The 16,368-nt window shown below is 72.8% G+C and carries 12 protein-coding genes and 3 tRNA genes; 9 read left to right on the forward strand and 6 right to left on the reverse strand.

Annotated elements, in window-relative coordinates; all coding sequences use genetic code 11:
- Nucleotides 1-4: 4 nt before the first annotated feature.
- From CP984_RS27775 to CP984_RS27800, 6 genes are all read left to right on the forward strand, one after another.
- Nucleotides 5-952 (forward strand): sirohydrochlorin chelatase, encoded by a 948-nt coding sequence (locus tag CP984_RS27775; RefSeq protein ID WP_030183103.1) that lies wholly within the window; start codon nucleotides 5-7, stop codon nucleotides 950-952.
- Nucleotides 949-2,280 (forward strand): deoxyguanosinetriphosphate triphosphohydrolase, encoded by a 1,332-nt coding sequence (locus CP984_RS27780; protein ID WP_003986862.1) that lies wholly within the window; start codon nucleotides 949-951, stop codon nucleotides 2,278-2,280. Before CP984_RS27775 ends, CP984_RS27780 begins: the two co-directional genes overlap by 4 nt.
- Nucleotides 2,281-2,608: 328 nt before the next feature.
- A complete protein-coding gene (locus CP984_RS27785) occupies nucleotides 2,609-3,886 on the forward strand; it encodes an NAD(P)/FAD-dependent oxidoreductase (RefSeq protein WP_003986863.1) in 1,278 nt (425 codons plus the stop codon).
- Nucleotides 3,887-3,986: 100 nt separating this feature from the next.
- The gene (locus tag CP984_RS27790) at nucleotides 3,987-4,949 is read left to right on the forward strand and encodes a pyridoxal-phosphate dependent enzyme (protein ID WP_003986864.1); all 963 of its coding nucleotides are present in this window, start codon (nucleotides 3,987-3,989) and stop codon (nucleotides 4,947-4,949) included.
- Between the two features lie 131 nt (nucleotides 4,950-5,080).
- Nucleotides 5,081-6,994 carry a DNA primase gene (dnaG, locus tag CP984_RS27795; protein ID WP_003986865.1) on the forward strand — a complete coding sequence of 638 codons (1,914 nt, stop codon included), beginning with the start codon at nucleotides 5,081-5,083 and terminating at the stop codon, nucleotides 6,992-6,994.
- A 207-nt stretch (nucleotides 6,995-7,201) separates the two neighbouring features.
- Nucleotides 7,202-8,398 carry an RNA polymerase sigma factor gene (locus CP984_RS27800; protein WP_003986866.1) on the forward strand — a complete coding sequence of 399 codons (1,197 nt, stop codon included), beginning with the start codon at nucleotides 7,202-7,204 and terminating at the stop codon, nucleotides 8,396-8,398.
- Between the two features lie 182 nt (nucleotides 8,399-8,580).
- On the opposite strand, the gene CP984_RS27805 is transcribed toward CP984_RS27800, so the two are convergent.
- Both CP984_RS27805 and CP984_RS27810 read right to left on the reverse strand, forming a co-directional pair.
- Entirely contained in the window at nucleotides 8,581-10,020 is a 1,440-nt protein-coding gene (locus CP984_RS27805; RefSeq protein ID WP_030183108.1) for an FGGY family carbohydrate kinase, read from the reverse strand.
- Between the two features lie 135 nt (nucleotides 10,021-10,155).
- Nucleotides 10,156-10,455, reverse strand: a complete 300-nt coding sequence (locus CP984_RS27810; protein WP_003985195.1) for a hypothetical protein — start codon at nucleotides 10,453-10,455, stop codon at nucleotides 10,156-10,158.
- A gap of 288 nt (nucleotides 10,456-10,743) precedes the next feature.
- Between CP984_RS27810 and CP984_RS27815 the strand changes: the two genes are divergently transcribed.
- The 3 genes from CP984_RS27815 (at nucleotide 10,744) to CP984_RS27825 (ending at nucleotide 11,151) form a co-directional block, all read left to right on the forward strand.
- Nucleotides 10,744-10,816: transfer RNA gene (locus CP984_RS27815), tRNA-Asn, on the forward strand.
- A gap of 5 nt (nucleotides 10,817-10,821) precedes the next feature.
- A tRNA-Asn gene (locus tag CP984_RS27820) sits at nucleotides 10,822-10,894 on the forward strand.
- Between the two features lie 180 nt (nucleotides 10,895-11,074).
- Nucleotides 11,075-11,151, forward strand: a tRNA-Ile gene (locus tag CP984_RS27825).
- A gap of 138 nt (nucleotides 11,152-11,289) precedes the next feature.
- Here CP984_RS27825 and CP984_RS27830 read toward each other — a convergent pair.
- The 4 genes from CP984_RS27830 to CP984_RS27845 form a co-directional block, all read right to left on the reverse strand.
- Entirely contained in the window at nucleotides 11,290-12,057 is a 768-nt protein-coding gene (locus tag CP984_RS27830; RefSeq protein ID WP_197049340.1) for a cyclase family protein, read from the reverse strand.
- A 73-nt stretch (nucleotides 12,058-12,130) separates the two neighbouring features.
- Nucleotides 12,131-12,967: a dimethylargininase gene (gene ddaH / locus CP984_RS27835; RefSeq protein ID WP_032921790.1), complete on the reverse strand. Its 837-nt coding sequence runs from the start codon at nucleotides 12,965-12,967 to the stop codon at nucleotides 12,131-12,133.
- A gap of 138 nt (nucleotides 12,968-13,105) precedes the next feature.
- The gene (locus tag CP984_RS27840) at nucleotides 13,106-14,206 is read right to left on the reverse strand and encodes a glycosyltransferase family 4 protein (protein ID WP_003985198.1); all 1,101 of its coding nucleotides are present in this window, start codon (nucleotides 14,204-14,206) and stop codon (nucleotides 13,106-13,108) included.
- A 199-nt stretch (nucleotides 14,207-14,405) separates the two neighbouring features.
- Nucleotides 14,406-15,737, reverse strand: coding sequence for a hypothetical protein (locus CP984_RS27845; protein WP_003985199.1), 1,332 nt, complete (start codon nucleotides 15,735-15,737; stop codon nucleotides 14,406-14,408).
- Nucleotides 15,738-16,368: the final 631 nt, after the last annotated feature.

Below are 16,368 nucleotides of genomic sequence, written 5' to 3' on the forward strand. Positions count from 1 at the left end.
CTCCATGACGGCGTCGACACCGCCCCCACCGCCCGCGGGCCCCTCCGGCACCGAGGTCCCCTTCGACAGTACGGCGCAGATCATGACGGAGATCACCACCCAGCTCGGCGAACGGCTCGGCCGGGTCCGGCTGCACGGCCTGCCCCGCCGCGGCCCGGCCGCACCCCGCCCCGCTCCCGGCGCCGCAACGGCCCGGCAGGCACCCCCGCTCGTCGCGGTGGCGCACGGCAGCCGCGACCCCCGCGCCCTGCGTACCGTGACCGCTCTCCTGGACCGGGTACGCGCCCTGCGCCCCGGTCTCACCGTCCGCCTCGGCCACATCGAGCTGAACGCGCCCCTGCTCCCCGACACGCTGGCCCGCCTGAACGGCCCGGCCGTCGCCGTCCCCCTGCTGCTCGCCCGCGGCCACCACGTCGGCCACGACATCCCCGCGGCGCTCGCCGACGCGCCCCACCTCACGGCCTGCCTCGCCCGCCCCCTCGGCCCGCACCCCCTGCTCGCCGAAGCCCTGCACGCGCGCCTCGAAGAGGCCGGCGCCCGGCGGCCGAGTGCCGTCGTCCTCGCCGCCGCCGGATCGCGCGCCCCCGAATCGGCCACCGACACGGCCCGTACGGCGCGCCTCCTGTCCGACCGGCTCGGCGGCGTACCCGTCCTGCCCGCCTACGCCTCCGCGCCTCCCGAAGGCGGCCCGCCCGGCACCCCGCTCTCCGTCCCCGCCGCGCTGCGCGCCCTCGCCGCCCGCGGCCACCACCGCCCGGCCGTCGCCTCCTGCTTCACCGCGCCCGGCCGCTTCGCCGCCCAGTGCGCCGCCGCGGCCCCCGGGCCCGCCGCCGCGCCGCTCGGCGACCACCCCGCGCTGGCCCGGCTGGTGCTGCACCGCTACGACCAGGCGCTCGCTGCGCGCAGCGCATACGACCACGACCCCACCGGGGCGGCTACCGTCGCCGTATGACGGGCACACGAACGACGGCCGGCCGCGAAGCGGGCCACAACGGCACGGGCTACGGCCCCGCGGACACCGAACGCTGGGTCCCCGAGCCCGACAAACGCCCGGGGCGCACCGCCTTCCAGCGCGACCGGGCCCGGGTGCTGCACTCCGCCGCGCTGCGCCGGCTGGCCGGCAAGACCCAGGTGGTCACGCCCGGCACCACCGAGCACCTGTGGGACGCCAGCCCCCGCACCCGCCTGACCCACTCCCTGGAGTGCGCCCAGGTCGGCCGGGAACTCGGCGCCGCCCTCGGCTGCGACCCGGACCTGGTCGAGACCGCCTGCCTCGCCCACGACCTGGGCCACCCGCCGTTCGGGCACAACGGCGAGCAGGCGCTCAACGAGGTCGCGGCGCCCTGCGGCGGCTTCGAGGGCAACGCGCAGTCGCTGCGGCTGCTCGCCCGCCTGGAACCGAAACGCTTCGTGCCCGAACCGGACGGTACGGACGTCAGCGTCGGCCTCAACCTCACCCGGGCCGCCCTGGACGCCGCGACCAAGTACCCCTGGCCGCGCGGCGGCCACCCGACCGACCCCGGTTCGCCCAAGTTCGGGGTCTACGAGGACGACCTGCCGGTCTTCGCCTGGTTTCGGCAGGGTGCTCCCGAGGCGGCGCGCAGCTTCGAGGCGCAGGTCATGGACTGGGCCGACGACGTCGCGTACTCGGTGCACGACGTCGAGGACGGGCTGCACGCCGGCTACCTGGACCCCAACTGCCTGCTCGCCGAGCCCGAACGTGCCGAAGTGTTCGCGATCGCCGCGGAACGTTACGCGCCCGGCGCCGACCCCGCGGAACTGGGCGCCGCCCTCGACCGCCTGCTCGACCAGGAGTGGTGGCCGCACGGCTACGACGGCACGGCCGTGGCCCAGGCCCGCCTGAAGGACGCCACCAGCCAGCTCATCGGCCGCTTCTGCCTCGCGGCGGAGACCGCCACCCGGGCCGAGTGGGGCACCGGCCGCCTGACCCGGCACCGCGCCCGGCTCGTCGTACCGCCCGGAACCCGGCTGGAATGCGCCGTGTTGAAGGCCGTGGCGGAACGGTACGTCATGCGCCGCCCCGACCAGGAAGCGCTCCGCGCCGACCAGCGCGTGGTCATCGCCGAACTCGCCGAGGCGCTCATCGCCCGCGCCCCGGACGGCCTCGACCCGCAGTTCCGCGCCCTGTACGACCGGGCGGAGGCGGCCGGTGACGACACCGCGCGGATGCGGGCCCTGATCGACCAGATCGCCGCCTTGACCGACGCCTCGGCACGCTCCCTGCACGCCCGGCTCACCCGGCCGCGTGGCACGCTCTGACCAGCGGCGCCGCCGCTTGTTGCGGGGCCTGTGCGACTCCTGGGTAACCGGCCCCCTTCCCGCGGCACGCCGGGTGCGGGACGCTCGGGCTTGAGTGTTTCGAACCAGGGAAACAAATCAGGGGCACAACGGGGTGGACGGACGCGGAACGCGGTATGTCCTCCAGTGCCCGAAGGGCCTTGGGGGGTGTCCCGCCCGGCGTCACACGACCGGGCGGGGACACGCGGGCGGCAGCACGCCGCCCGGCACTGCGGGGGGTAGAACGGGGACACCGATCGGGGGGCGTTCACGGACGCGGACGCACCGCGCCGCAGCGAGGAGGAAGCAAGTGGTCGACGCACACCAGACGTTCGTCATCGTCGGGGGTGGCCTGGCCGGGGCAAAGGCCGCCGAGACCCTTCGTGCGGAAGGCTTCACCGGCCGGGTGATACTGATCTGTGACGAGCGCGACCACCCGTACGAGCGCCCCCCGCTCTCCAAGGGGTACCTGCTCGGCAAGGAGGAACGCGAGAGCGTCTTCGTCCACGAGCCCGCCTGGTACGCCGGCGCGGACATCGAACTGCACCTCGGCCAGCCCGCCGTCCACCTCGACCGCGCGGCCCGCACCGTGCGGCTCGGTGACGGCACCCTGATCGTGTACGACAAGCTGCTGCTCGCCACCGGCGCCGAGCCGCGCCGCCTGGAGATCCCCGGCACGGGCCTGGCCGGCGTCCACCACCTGCGCCGCATCGCACACGCCGAGCGGCTGCGCGGCGTCCTGCACTCCCTCGGCCGCGACAACGGCCACCTCGTCATCGCCGGCGCCGGCTGGATCGGCCTGGAGGTCGCCGCCGCCGCGCGCTCGTACGGCGCCGAGGTGACCGTCGTCGAGCCCGAGCCGACCCCGCTGCACAGCGTCGTCGGCCCCGAACTGGGCAGCCTCTTCACCGACCTGCACTCCGAGCACGGCGTCCGCTTCCACTTCGGCGCCCGGCTCACCGAGATCGCCGGACAGGACGGTGTGGTGCTGGCCGCGCGCACCGACGACGGCGAGGAGCACCCGGCCCACGACGTGCTCGCCGCGATCGGCGCCGCGCCGCGCACCGCCCTCGCCGAACAGGCCGGGCTGACCCTGGTCGACCCGGCGTACGGCGGCGGCGTCGCGGTGGACGCCGCGCTGCGCACCTCCGACCCGAACATCTACGCGGCGGGTGATGTCGCCGCCTTCCCGTACTCCCTGCTGGCCCCCGAGAACGGCGAGCCGGCCGTCCTGCGCGTCGAGCACTGGGCCAACGCCCTGAACGGCGGCCCCGCCGCCGCCCGCGCCATGCTCGGCCAGGAAGTCACCTACGACCGCATCCCGTACTTCTTCTCCGACCAGTACGACGTCGGGCTGGAGTACTCCGGCTACGCGCCCCCCGGCTCCTACGACCAGGTCGTGTGCCGCGGCGACGTCGGCAAGCGCGAGTTCATCGCCTTCTGGCTGTCCGAGGGGCGGCTGCTGGCGGGCATGAACGTCAACGTGTGGGACGTCACCGACCCGATCCAGAAGCTCATCCGCTCGGGCCGGGTCCTCGACCCGAACGCGCTGGCCGACCCGGAGGTGGCGCTGGACTCGCTGCTCTGAGCCCGGGGCGTCCGGTACGCCGTGCGGCGGGCGGGGCGGCCGTATCCGCCCGCCGCACGGGGTACCCGTAGCGCAGCCGACGCCAGGGAGAGAACCAGCCATGCCCGAAGCCACCGTCACGCCGGACGACGTCCGGGAAGCCGCCGCCCGCCTCAAGGGCGTCGTCCACCGCACCCCCGTGCTGCGGTCCCGCACCCTCGACCGCCTGGTCGGCGCCGAGGTGCACCTCAAGTGCGAGAACTTCCAGCGCGTCGGCGCGTTCAAGTTCCGCGGCGCCTACCACGCCGTCTCCCGGCTGGCACCGGAGCAGCTGGCACGCGGTGTCGCGGCGTTCTCCTCCGGCAACCACGCCCAGGCGGTCGCGCTGGCCGCCCGGGAACTGGGCAGCAGCGCCGTCATCCTCATGCCCGAGGACTCACCGCGCTCCAAACGGGACGCCACCGAGGGGTACGGCGCGGAGATCGTCACCTACGACCGCTACACCGGCGACCGGGCCGCGCTCGGCGCGCAGCTGGCCGCCGACCGCGGCCTGGCCTTGATCCCGCCGTACGACCACCCGCACGTCATCGCCGGGCAGGGCACCGCGGCCCTGGAGCTGATCGAGGACACCGGCCCGCTGGACGCCCTGCTCACACCGGTCGGCGGGGGCGGGCTGATGGCGGGCTCGGCGCTCGCCGCCACCGCGCTGTCGCCCGGCATCCGCATGATCGGCGTCGAGCCGGAGGCCGGGGACGACACCCGGCGCTCGCTGGCGGCCGGCGAGCGGGTCCGCATCCCCGTACCGCACACCATCGCCGACGGGCAGGCGCTGTCCGAACCCGGCGAGCTGACCTTCGCGGTCAACCGGCGGCTGCTGGACTCGGTGGTGCTGGTCAGCGACGACGAGATCCGGGCCGCGATGCGGCTGGCCTTCGAACGACTGAAGATCGTCACCGAGCCGAGCGGGGCCAGCGCGCTGGCCGCCCTGCTGGCCGGAGCCGTCGAGCCGCTGCCGCGCCGCGTCGGCGTGGTGATCTCCGGCGGCAACATCGGACTGGACCGGTTCCTGGAGCTGATGGGGTGAGCGGCGCGCCGGTACGCCCCGGCGACGACCAGGCGCTCCCGCCACGCCGGTCCGTCCCCGCGGCGCCCGGCGGCCCCGCCCGCCGCACGGGTCCGGACGGGACTGTCGTACCCCACCCGTAGAATTCAGGCGTGGCAGGCAGGATCAACGATGACGACGTGAAGGCGGTTCGGGACGCGGTCCCGATCGACGCCGTCGTGTCCGAGTACCTCCAGTTGCGGAACGCGGGCGGCGGCAACCTCAAGGGCCTGTGCCCCTTCCACGACGAGAAGTCCCCCTCCTTCCACGTCAGCCCGGCCAAGGGGCTCTACCACTGCTTCGGCTGCCAGGAGGGCGGCGACGTCGTCGACTTCATCATGAAGCTCGACCACCTCTCCTTCGCCGAGACCATCGAGCGCCTCGCCTCCCAGGCCGGCATCACCCTGCGCTACGAGGAGGGCGGCTACGCCCCCGGCCGCCAGCAGGGCGAGCGCACCCGCCTCGTCGAGGCCCACAAGGCCGCCGCCCAGTTCTACGTGGAGCAGCTGGACAGCCCCGAGGCCGAGATCGGCCGCCGCTTCCTCGCCGACCGCGGCTTCGACCAGGCCGCCGCCCAGCACTTCGGCGTCGGCTACAGCCCGGCCGGCTGGGACCACCTCACCCGCTTCCTGCGCGGCCGCGGCTTCAGCGACAAGGAGCTGATCCTCTCCGGCCTCTCCCAGGACGGCCGCCGCGGCCCCATCGACCGCTTCCGCGGCCGCCTGATGTGGCCGATCCGCGACATCGCCGGCGAGGTCGTCGGCTTCGGCGCCCGCAAGCTGCGCGACGACGACAACGGCCCCAAGTACCTGAACACCCCCGAGACCCCCCTCTACCGCAAGTCCCATGTCCTGTACGGCATCGACCTCGCCAAGAAGGAGATCGCCAAGACCAACCGCGCGGTCGTCGTCGAGGGCTACACCGACGTCATGGCCTGCCACCTCGCCGGCATCACCACCGCCATCGCCACCTGCGGCACCAGCTTCGGCGAGGGCCACATCAAGATCCTGCGCCGGCTGCTGATGGACAACTCCGGCTCCGAGGTCGTCTTCACCTTCGACGGCGACGCGGCCGGCCAGAAGGCCGCGCTGCGCGCCTTCGAGGACGACCAGAAGTTCGCCGCCCAGACCTCCATCGCGATCACCCCCGGCGGCATGGACCCCTGCGACCTGCGCCTGGCCAAGGGCGACGCGGCCGTCGCCGACCTGGTGGAGTCGCGTACACCGCTCTTCGAGTTCGCGCTGCGCCAGGTCGTCGCCCGGCACAACCTGGACACGACCGTGGGCCGCGCCGCCGCCCTGGACGAGGCCGCGCCCATCGTCGCCAACATCAAGAACAGCTCCATCCAGCACGAGTCCGCCGTGCAGCTGGCCGGCATGCTCGGCATCCTCGACACCCAGTTCGTGGTCCGCCGGGTCGGCCAGCTCGCCCGCTGGGCGCGCGAGCGCGGCCGGGACGGCCAGGACCCGTCCCGTACGGGCCGCCGTGCCGCCCAGCAGGCTCCGGAAGCCACCCAGCCGCCTGCCGGCCCGCGCGGCCCCGCGCTGAACCTGCGCAGCCCCGCCCACCGCGTCGAGCGCGAACTCCTCAAGCTCGCCCTCCAGCGCCCCGACCTGGTCTCGCCCGCCTTCGACGCGTACGGCGCCGACGAATTCACCGCGCCCCCGTACGCCACCGTCCGCCGCTGCATCGAGGACGCCGGCGGGGTCCAGTCGGCCGCCGGCGACAACACCTACCTCGCCCGGGTCCGCGAGGCCGCCCCCGACGACACCGTCCGCTCCCTGGTCACCGAGCTGGCCGTGGAGCCGCTGCACACCCGCCGCGACCCCGACGAGGCGTACGCCGGCGTCCAGTTGGTCGCCGTCCGGCTGGCCGCCGTCAACCACCGCGTCACGGAGATCCGCGGCGCCCTCCAGCGCCTCGGCCCGAACGCTGACCCCCAGCACCTGGCCGCCGTCCAGAACGAGCTGTGGGTCCTCCAGCAGTACGGCCAGGCGCTGCGCGAGCGGGGGTACGCGGCGCTGTAGCGGGCTGTGGCGGCGCTCGGCGCCCCCGCTGGGCGCGACCGCGTCCGCCTCGCCGTAACCGCGCCCGTACCGCCCGTCCGGTCCCGTCCCGGCCGCCCGCACCCGGCCGTCCTTACCCCGCCGTAGCCGCTCGGTCACCGTGCGGACCCAAAAAGTGCCCGCACGCCCCTCGTGGCGGGCGTGTGTCGTACTCCACACTGAGGAGCGGTGCCTGAGTCCTCGGAGCGCGGCGGGTCCGGGTGTACCGAACCGGAATCCCCCGCGGAACCGCTCTTGATGTACGGGACGGACAGCGGCTCGGCCGCAGACGCTCCCGGCCTTTCCGCCGCCTCAGCAGCGTTCACACTGGAGGTCGCCCCCGTGCAGACCCGGACCCTCGCCGACGCGCCGGCCGCGCAGACGGCCACCGTGCCGCAGCAGGCCGAGCCGCCCGCGCCCGAAATCCTCGTGGAGGAGATCGCCCCGGAGCCGCCGCCGCGTCCCGAGGCGGGCGGCCCCTCCTCCGACCTGTTCCGCCAGTACCTGCGGGAGATCGGCCGGATACCGCTGCTGACCGCCGTGGAGGAGGTCGAACTGGCCCGCCGCGTCGAGGCCGGGCTGTTCGCCGAGGAGAAGCTGCGGCTCGCCCCCGACCTGGACTCCCAGCTGGCCCTCGACCTGGACAAGCTCGTCGTCCTTGGCCGGATGGCCAAGCGCCGCCTCATCGAGGCCAACCTGCGCCTGGTCGTCTCCGTCGCCAAGCGCTACGTCGGCCGCGGCCTGACCATGCTCGACCTCGTCCAGGAGGGCAACCTCGGGCTGATCCGCGCCGTGGAGAAGTTCGACTACGCCCGCGGCTACAAGTTCTCCACGTACGCCACGTGGTGGATCCGCCAGGCCATGTCCCGCGCGCTGGCCGACCAGGCCCGTACGATCCGCGTCCCCGTACACGTCGTGGAGCTGATCAACCGCGTGGTGCGGGTACAGCGCCGGATGCTCCAGGAGCGCGGCTACGAGCCCGCGCCCGAGGAGGTCGCCGCCCAGCTCGACCTGCCCCCGGAACGCGTCAGCGAGGTGCTGCGGCTCGCCCAGGAGCCGGTCTCCCTGCACGCCCCCGTGGGCGAGGAGGACGACGTCGCGCTCGGCGACCTCATCGAGGACGGCGACGCCGCGTCCCCCGTCGAATCGGCCGCCTTCCTGCTCCTGCGCGAACACCTCGAAGCGGTGCTCTCCACCCTCGGCGAACGCGAACGCAAGGTCGTCCAGCTGCGGTACGGCCTCGTCGACGGCCGCCCGCGCACGCTGGAGGAGATCGGCCGGATCTTCGGCGTCACCCGCGAACGCATCCGCCAGATCGAGTCCAAGACGCTGAACAAGCTGCGCGATCACGCGTTCGCCGATCAACTCAGGGGATATCTGGACTAGTCGGCGGGTTGGCGGCTGGACGGCTGGACGGTTTGACGGCGGGGTGGCGAGGTCGTCGCGGCCGGGCCGGTGGCCGCCGGGCGGACAGGCCACCAGATGGAGGGCGGCTCACCGGCCCGACGGTTACTGCCCGATGGTCACTGACCTGCCGGTCACCGTCCCGCCGGTCCCTGCCCCGCCGGTCACTGACTCGACAAGAACGCCCCGGCGTAGCTCTCCTCCCGCACCGCGATGTACTGCTGGCGTACCGCCTGCCCGACCGGCAGGTCCTCGCCCGGCTCGAAGACCTGGCTGGCCGCCGCGGGCCAGCGCGGCGGCTCGTGCGGCGCCAGCGTGCCGTGCGCCGCGCCCAGCGCCCACGCCGCCTGCCGTGCCGCGCCCAGCGCCGCGTAGTCCGCCGGCTGCGGCACCACGACCTGCGCGCCGAACAGCCCCGGCGCCGCCGCCTGCACCGCGCCCAGCTCGGCCGCCGCGCCCAGCAGGAACACCCGGCGCACCTCGACACCGCGCCCGCGCAGCACGTCCAGCGCGTCCGCGAGGCCGCACAGCATGCCCTCGAAGGCCGCCCGCGCCAGATGCTCCGGCTTCATGCTCTCGCGGCGCAGCCCGTGCAGCGATCCCGCCGTGTGCGGCAGGTGCGGCGTCCGCTCGCCCTCCAGATACGGCAGCAGCACCAGCCCGTACGAGCCCGGCGTCGACTTCAGCGCCAGCTCGGACAGCCCCGTCAGATCGGTGCCCAGCATCTCCGCAGTGCCGCGCAGCACGCGTACGGCGTTGCTCGTGTGCACCACCGGCAGATGCATCCCCGTCGCGTCGGCGAACGAGGTGATCGTGCCGTTGGAGTCCGCCAGCGCCTCGTGGTGGATGCCGAAGACCGAGCCGGAGGCGCCCAGCGACACCACCGCGTCGCCCGCCCCGACGCCCAGCCCGAAGGCGGCGGCCATCGTCTCGCCCGTACCGGCGGAGATCAGCAGCCCCTCCGGCGTGAACCCGGCGGTGCCGGACGGACCCAGCACCTCCGGCAGCCGCACCTGGTGCCCGAGCGCCAGCTCCACCAGATCGGGCCGGTACGCGCCGGCGGCCGCCGACCAGTACCCGGTCCCGGAGGCCCCGCCCCGGTCGGTCGTACGCCGCGCCGGCCGCCCCAGCAGCTGCCACACCAGCCAGTCGTGCGGCTGCAGGACCTCCGCGACGCGCGCCGCGTTCGCCGGTTCGTTACGGGCCAGCCAGCGCAGCTTCGTCAGCGGCTGGGCGGCGTGCGGCACGGCGCCCACGGCCTGCGTCCAGGCGGCCCGCCCGCCGAGCGCGTCGGTCAGGTCGGCCGCCGCGCTCTGCGCCCGCTTGTCGTTGCCGACCAGTGCGGCCCGTACGAGTGCGCCGTCGGCGTCCAGCGGCAGCATCCCGTGCTGCTGCGCGGAGACCCCGATCGCCTGTACGCCCTCCAGAAGGCCGTTGCCCGCGGCCTCGCCGAGTGACATCAGCCACGCCTGCGGGTCGATCTCGTGTCCCTTTTCGGCGGGGTGCGGCGCGTACCCCTGCCTGATGACGGCACCCGTGTCCGCGTCGCAGACCACGATCCGTGTGCTTTCGGACGAACTGTCCAGCCCGGCGACTATCCCCATGCCCCCAGATGATGCCCCATGCGCGGGACGCGACGGCCGTCAGGTTCACACCCCCGTGGCCGGGGGAGGCGGGCGCGGGCGGCCGATTCCCGGGGTGTACGGGGTGGGAACCCGGCGGCCGCCCGGCCCCGGTGATCACGTATTGCTGGTGCCCCAGTCGTCCGCATCGCCGCCACGCTGCTCGCGCAGCGAACGGATGCGCGCGGCCACCGGCCCCGGCATCCGGTCCCCGACCTTCTCCGACACCTTGTCGAACGCCTTCGTGGCCACCTCGCGGCCGCCGAGCGCCGCTGACTCGGCGGTGTTCCGTACGGCCGGGTTCTGCGTGATCCGCCGGGCACTCTTGCGGAGCTGCTCGTACCGCTCCCGGCCGGCTTTGGTGCCGAGCACGTACCCGATGGCCAGTCCCGTCATGAACGTGAGCCGGTAGCGCATCGTCGCTCCACCTTCCCTCTCGTCGGTCTCGCTCGCGCGCGCTGTGCGGTCGGTCCGCCGGTCTGTACTGCGCGCCCGCCCGTGGACCGGCCGGGCCGTACAGCACGTCTCCCCGCCGGTCCGCCGGTCGGTGCTGCCCGCCTACCCGCGGACCGGAAGATCATCCGGGACCGCCCGCAGGCATACCGATTGGCGGAGCACCCCCCCGCTTGCGCTAATGTATGTGCAGCAGCGAGCGCACGCCGTCCGGAGCCCCGGATCGGAGTGCATTCGAGGCACACAGAGCAATCCCCTGTAGCTCAATTGGCAGAGCAGCCGGCTGTTAACCGGCAGGTTACTGGTTCGAGTCCAGTCGGGGGAGCTCGGTCCCCTGTAGCTCAATTGGCAGAGCATTCGGCTGTTAACCGGAGGGTTACTGGTTCGAGTCCAGTCGGGGGAGCAGGACGGGAGAAGGCCCCCTCGGGGGCCTTTTTCCTGTGCGGAGGGAACCGAACGCCCGGTGATCCAAGTCCTCTTGGACGAGCATGGCGGCCCAACGAGGACCCACCCGCGCAGCAGATCGTATGAGCGGCTATGCTGCGGCAGACGGCGCGCACAAATGTGCGCGGCGCGCCGTTTCGGGGCGGTAGCTCAGCCGGTTAGAGCAGCGGACTCATAATCCGTCGGCCGTGGGTTCGAGTCCCACCCGCCCCACCAGAAGAATCGATCTGAGCTGCGGGAACGCCGGGGTCCGGCCGTCTGGCCACATCCCGGCGCCGCACTGCGCCCGTGCGTGTGGCCTCCGTCACGTGAGCTCCTCGCGGCTGATCGCTGCGTCCCACACTCCCCGTTACCTCAGTGGTGATCGGCCGGCCGGTCGTAAGGAAGCAGCGCAAGCACGCGTGCCGGGAAGGCGGTGCTCTGTTGGGCGTTGCCGACGCCTACCACGATGTGTGCTCCGGTGGGTGGGAGGGAGTGCAGGTTGGTGAGTATTTCCACCTGGTAGCGGTCGTGGTCGAGGACGTATGCCTCGCAGGCGTGGAGCCGCCGGGCGCTGTCCGGGCCGGTTCCGCCGTCCGGGGGCTCGGCCGTGGTCCACATGCCGGGGTCGGTGTTGATCGTCTCGTGGCCGATCGCGGTGACCGACCGGGCGTCGAGAAGGTGGTGCAGCGCCTCCAGGGTCCAGCCGGGGGTGTGGGAGATGCCCTGGGCGTCACGGTTGTGCATGGCCGCGGCGTCGGGCCAGCGGCGCGACCAGTCGGTGCGCAATGCGGCGAAGCAGCCCGCCGGGACGTGGCCGTGCCGTTGTTCCCATTGCAGGACGTCGGGCAGGGTGAGGCAGCGGTCGGGGTCGGCGGCGACTTCCGCGGAGATGTCGAAAACGATGAGGGGCAGGACGAGTTCCCCGGCCGGGATGGCGTCGATGGTACGGCCGCCGGCCACCATTTCCGCCGGAGCGTCCACGTGGGTTCCCCACGCGCCCGCGATGCGGTGATAGGCCGTGTCGAAACCGTCCTGTTCGATGGTCATTCCGCAGTACCGCTGCTCGTCGTCGAATTGCGGTCCGTGCGGCTGTCCGGGGGCGAAGGCATGCGTCAAATCGACTACGTGGGACCGGGTCACGCCTGTCATCATGCCGTGCCGGGAGAGCGGATGAGGTCAGCGACCTGATGGGTTCCGATGATGGGTTCTGAATTCACCCGGTGTTCTTGTGCAGGTCGAGACCGCGGAGTTCCAATACGCAGCACTTCACTCCGCCGCCGCCCTTGGTAAGTTCGCTCACGTTCACGCCGATCGGCTGGTATCCCCGGTCCCGCAGCGCCGGGAAGAGGCCGTGGGCGGTGTGCGGCAGCAGGACGTGCAGGCCGTCGGAGACGGCGTTCAGGCCGAGGGCCGCGGCGTCGGACGCGCTCGCGTGGAGCGCGTCGGGGAAGATCCGCCGCAGCTTCGCCCGGCTGGCCGGGGCGAAGGCGTCGGGGTGGTAGGCGATCTCGTCCGCGGCGCGGTCCAGGACCGTCAGGGCCGTGTCGAGGTGGTAATAGCGGGGGTCGACGAGTTCGAGGCTGAGCACGGGGCGGCCGAAGAATTCCTGCGCCTCGGCATGTGCGGCCAGGGGGGTGCGGAATCCGTATCCGGCAAGCAGGTGGGAGGCGGTGACCGCGTAGTCCCCCTCGCCTTCGTTCGTGTGTTCCGGTTCGTGGAAGGCGACTCCGTGGGACAGAAACCAGGCGCGGTGGGCGGCTGTCTCCGGTGCGCGGCTGCGGTACGAGAAGCGCGCGCCCAGCACTCGGCCGTCGATGACGGTGGCGCCGTTGGCGGAAAAGACCATGTCCGGCAGCCCGGGCCGGGCCGGCAATTCCTCCACGGTGTGTCCGAGCCCGCGCAGGCGGTCCCGCAGGCGCTCCCATTGCGAAACGGCCTCGGCGGTGTTCACCGGTTCATCGGGATCCATCCACGGCGTTTCCGAGTCGGTGACATCAAAATAGGTCGGCCGGCACATGAGATAGCAGCGGGGGGTGGCGCGGTGTGACACGACCTCTCCTTGCTGACCGCGGGAATTCGTGTTCTTCCATCATGGTTCGTGCGGCGTCCGCCGAAACGGCAGGTGCGTGGGCGTTCCCCCATCGGGGGCCGGGCGGGCGTGGCACCCCATGCCGAGGACGTGCCGTGGTCACGCGCGGCGCTCGCCCCCCGTACGCCGTATGCCGTCCTCGGGGCCGCCGCCCATGGCGTCGGCCTCGACGAGGCTGCCGAGTCCCCGTACGCGCAAGGACGTCCGGGGCCGCTCCTCGCCGAGTGCTTCGACCGCCGCGCACCACTCGTCCAGATCGGAGTTCTTGGTCAGTTCGTCGGAGCGGGCCCTGGCGCGGGCGGAGGCGCGTTCCCAGTTGGCGGGGTCGCGCAGGGACATCAGGGCGTGGGTCCAGGCGTTGAGGTCGTCGCGGTAGGCGAAGATGCCGGCCTCGCCGAGGGACTCGACCAGGCCGGGTGTGGGGTGGGCGATCACCGGGATGCCGGAGGCGAAGGCTTCGACCGCCACGCGGCCCCAGGACTCGTAGAGGCTGGGCATGAGCATGACGCGGGAGCGGCCGTAGACGTGGGTGCGCATCTCCTTGCCGGTGACGCTGTCGAGGACCTCGCAGTTGGGCAGGCGGGGCGGGGGCATCACCTGCTGTCCGTAGGCGCCGCGGACGCCGAGGAAGTGCCACTCGGGGGTCCAGGCGGCGAGCTGCCAGAAGAGCTCGCCGCCCTTGTCCGGGTTGAGGTTGACCAGGGTCGCGCAGTCGCCCGGCTCGGTGCGGTACTCCTCGGCGAGCACGGGCGGGCGGACGACGATGGACCGCCGGGGCAGGAACTCGGCCGGGTAGCGGGCGTAGTGGATCTCGCCGTCGCGGCGGATCCACTCGCTGTTGTAGACGACGAGGTCGGCGCCTGCCGCGTTGTGGAAGCTGGTGGCGAAGTTGTCGTGACAGATGACAACTACGGGAATCTGTCGGCTCTTGGCGAGGCCGGTGATGAGGGGGACGTTCTCGAAGTGGGACAGGAGGACGTCCGCCCGCTGCGCCTCGGCGGCGAAATCGGCGCCTTCCTGGAAGGGGACGACGCGTACGCCGTCTATGTCGTAGGTCCGGTCGATGGTGCCAGGGTGGGAGAGCCAGACGGTGACGCGGTGGCCGCGTTCGGCCAGGGGGCGGAGCATCGAGTGGAGCATCCACTCGGAGCCCGCGTTGTGCGCCGGTGGGTATCCGTAGACCCGGGCCGTGATCGACATGCGCCGTGACGTACGGGGTGCGGCCGGCCTGAGCGGGCGGGATGCCACCGTGTCCACGTGCGAGGACTCCCTTCGGTCGGGGATGGTGCGGGCGCGCGGTGGGCAGGGGGCTGCCCACCGCGCGGGAGGGCGCGGGGCTACGGCGCCGTACGGCCTCGCGGGAGCGTGCGGGGATGCGACCGCCGTCCGGCGCCCCCGCTCAGATCTCCGTAACCCGGATCAGCGACGAAGCCGACGTGTGGTCGCCCACCTGGAAGCCCAGGCTCGTGTCGCCCAGTGGGGCCGCGGTGGACGCGGTCACCTCGACCAGGGCGCCGGACTTTGAACCCTTGCCGACCAGGGCCAGGTCGACGCTGTCGAAGGTGAGCGTCCGGCCGTCCGGCGACAGGGTTCCCTTGTAGGAGCCGACTTCCTTCCACTCGGAATTCTGTACGACCCCTACGATCAGCCGGTCACCGAGCCGCAGGCCCTTGCCCTCGGGGAGGGTGACGCGGACGCGCTGCGGGGGTACGGCGCCGTCCTCGACGGCCTGGAGTTCCACGCCCGCGTAGCGGGGTTCGCCGCCGCGTACCAGCGTCACCGGTCCGCCCGGCGACACCGCGAACTGGCCCTGGCGGCGGCCCGCCGTGTAGCGGTAGTAGACGCTGCCGAGCTGGAACGCGTCCTCGGCCTTGGCCGGGTCCCAGCTGAGGTAGCTGGGCGAGCCGTCCGGGTTGGCGGCCTGCGGCCAGACCAGGAACCGGTAGTAGCCGGGTTTGTCGCCCAGTTGCCGCAGGTCGATCGCGGGCAGCGTCACCTTGCGGCCGGTACCGGCGTCGCGGTGGCCCTCCGCCTTCTGGAGCTGCGGGGTCGGGGTGAAGTGGGACGGCGTGCCGTCCTCGTGGACGAGCTGGTAGTACACGTGGTCGCTGTTGTTGCCTGGTACGTCCTGCTCGCCCTGGCGCAGATTGACCAGATCGATGATGAACTTGTCGCCGGGGATACGGCCGTTGTCCGATACGTAGCCGAATCCGGCCTGGCTGTTGGGAGTACCGCCCCAGTTGTTGTCGTACGGCAGCCGGACGAACGGCCGTCCCACCTTCTCCGGGTCGGTTCGCGCCCAAGCGCCGGCCAGCACCTCGATCTCCGGGTTCGCGGTGCGCACGTCGCCGTTGTCGAGCGTGACGTCGACCCGGATCTGGTACCGGCGGCTGTAGGCCGGGCGGGGGTCGGCGTCGACGTTGAGGTCGCCGCGCAGGGTGAACGTGAGCAGGTCCGAGTCGGCGAGGAAGGTCAGGTCGATGACCTCGAACTCCTGGTCGACGCCGCTGCGGCCGCGCTTGACCTCGACGGCGTTCATGCCCGCCTGGCCGTTGCCGGTGTAGGAGTAGCGCACCGTACTGATCTTCACGCCCATCGGGACGCGGATCCGCCCGTCATAGCGGAACTCGCTGTCCCAGACGGCGAAGCGGTTCGCGTGGCCGAGGGTGCGGATGCCGGTCCATTCCGGGTCCGTGCTGTCGGCCGGGGCGGCTGTCGCGGGAGTGGTCATGGTCGGCTCCTTGGCGGTTGGTGGCGTCCGTTCTCGATGGGTGGCGATCGTGGCGGGCACCGGGGCGGCTGCCGGTGGCGCGTCGTGGGCGGCCTGCGCGAGGTCTGGCCCTGGCGGGTGCCCGGCCCGGTATGTGACGCGGTCCCCGCCATGTGTCCGATGCGGTACGGGACCACGTATGTGACCGCGGACAAGTGATGATGCGGTGCGCCGCGTCGAACAAGGCTGACCCGGGACGGGGAGCGTGTGAAAGGGGCTCACGTGTGGGCCCGTGGTTCCCTGCCACGGGTACGGAGCCGTACCGCCGCGCATCAGATGACGAAACGCGTCACACGCGCCCCGTATGAGCACCGCATTACCGCCCCGCCCGCCCCATGGCTCCCCCTCGCCCCCGACGTATCCCGCGGACCGGCCCCGAGCCGCACCTGAAGCGGCACACAATGACCGGGACCCGTTCCGGCGGATTCAGCCAGCGCGGGGACGTTTCCGCAGACAGGGGCACCCGTGAAGGCGCCGCCTCCTGGCCACGCCCCCGGGATGAAGCACTCGGCCGGCAGCTCGGCGCGGCCGTGACCGGATGCCGATTCGAACGTGCCGTCGGCCGGTTGCCCCCGATGTGGTGCCGCGGTGA

This window comes from Streptomyces rimosus (genome assembly GCF_008704655.1).
GTDB classification, from domain to species: domain Bacteria; phylum Actinomycetota; class Actinomycetes; order Streptomycetales; family Streptomycetaceae; genus Streptomyces; species Streptomyces rimosus.

What these genes read in the sequence shown, in the direction of transcription:
- CP984_RS27775 (WP_030183103.1), top strand. Translation starts at nt 5, where the DNA reads ATGACGGCGTCGACACCGCCCCCACCGCCCGCGGGCCCCTCCGGCACC.
- CP984_RS27810 (WP_003985195.1), bottom strand. Translation starts at nt 10,455, where the DNA reads ATGCGCTACCGGCTCACGTTCATGACGGGACTGGCCATCGGGTACGTG.
- CP984_RS27790 (WP_003986864.1), top strand. Translation starts at nt 3,987, where the DNA reads ATGCCCGAAGCCACCGTCACGCCGGACGACGTCCGGGAAGCCGCCGCC.
- CP984_RS27840 (WP_003985198.1), bottom strand. Translation starts at nt 14,206, where the DNA reads ATGTCGATCACGGCCCGGGTCTACGGATACCCACCGGCGCACAACGCG.
- CP984_RS27805 (WP_030183108.1), bottom strand. Translation starts at nt 10,020, where the DNA reads ATGGGGATAGTCGCCGGGCTGGACAGTTCGTCCGAAAGCACACGGATC.
- CP984_RS27845 (WP_003985199.1), bottom strand. Translation starts at nt 15,737, where the DNA reads ATGACCACTCCCGCGACAGCCGCCCCGGCCGACAGCACGGACCCGGAA.
- CP984_RS27780 (WP_003986862.1), top strand. Translation starts at nt 949, where the DNA reads ATGACGGGCACACGAACGACGGCCGGCCGCGAAGCGGGCCACAACGGC.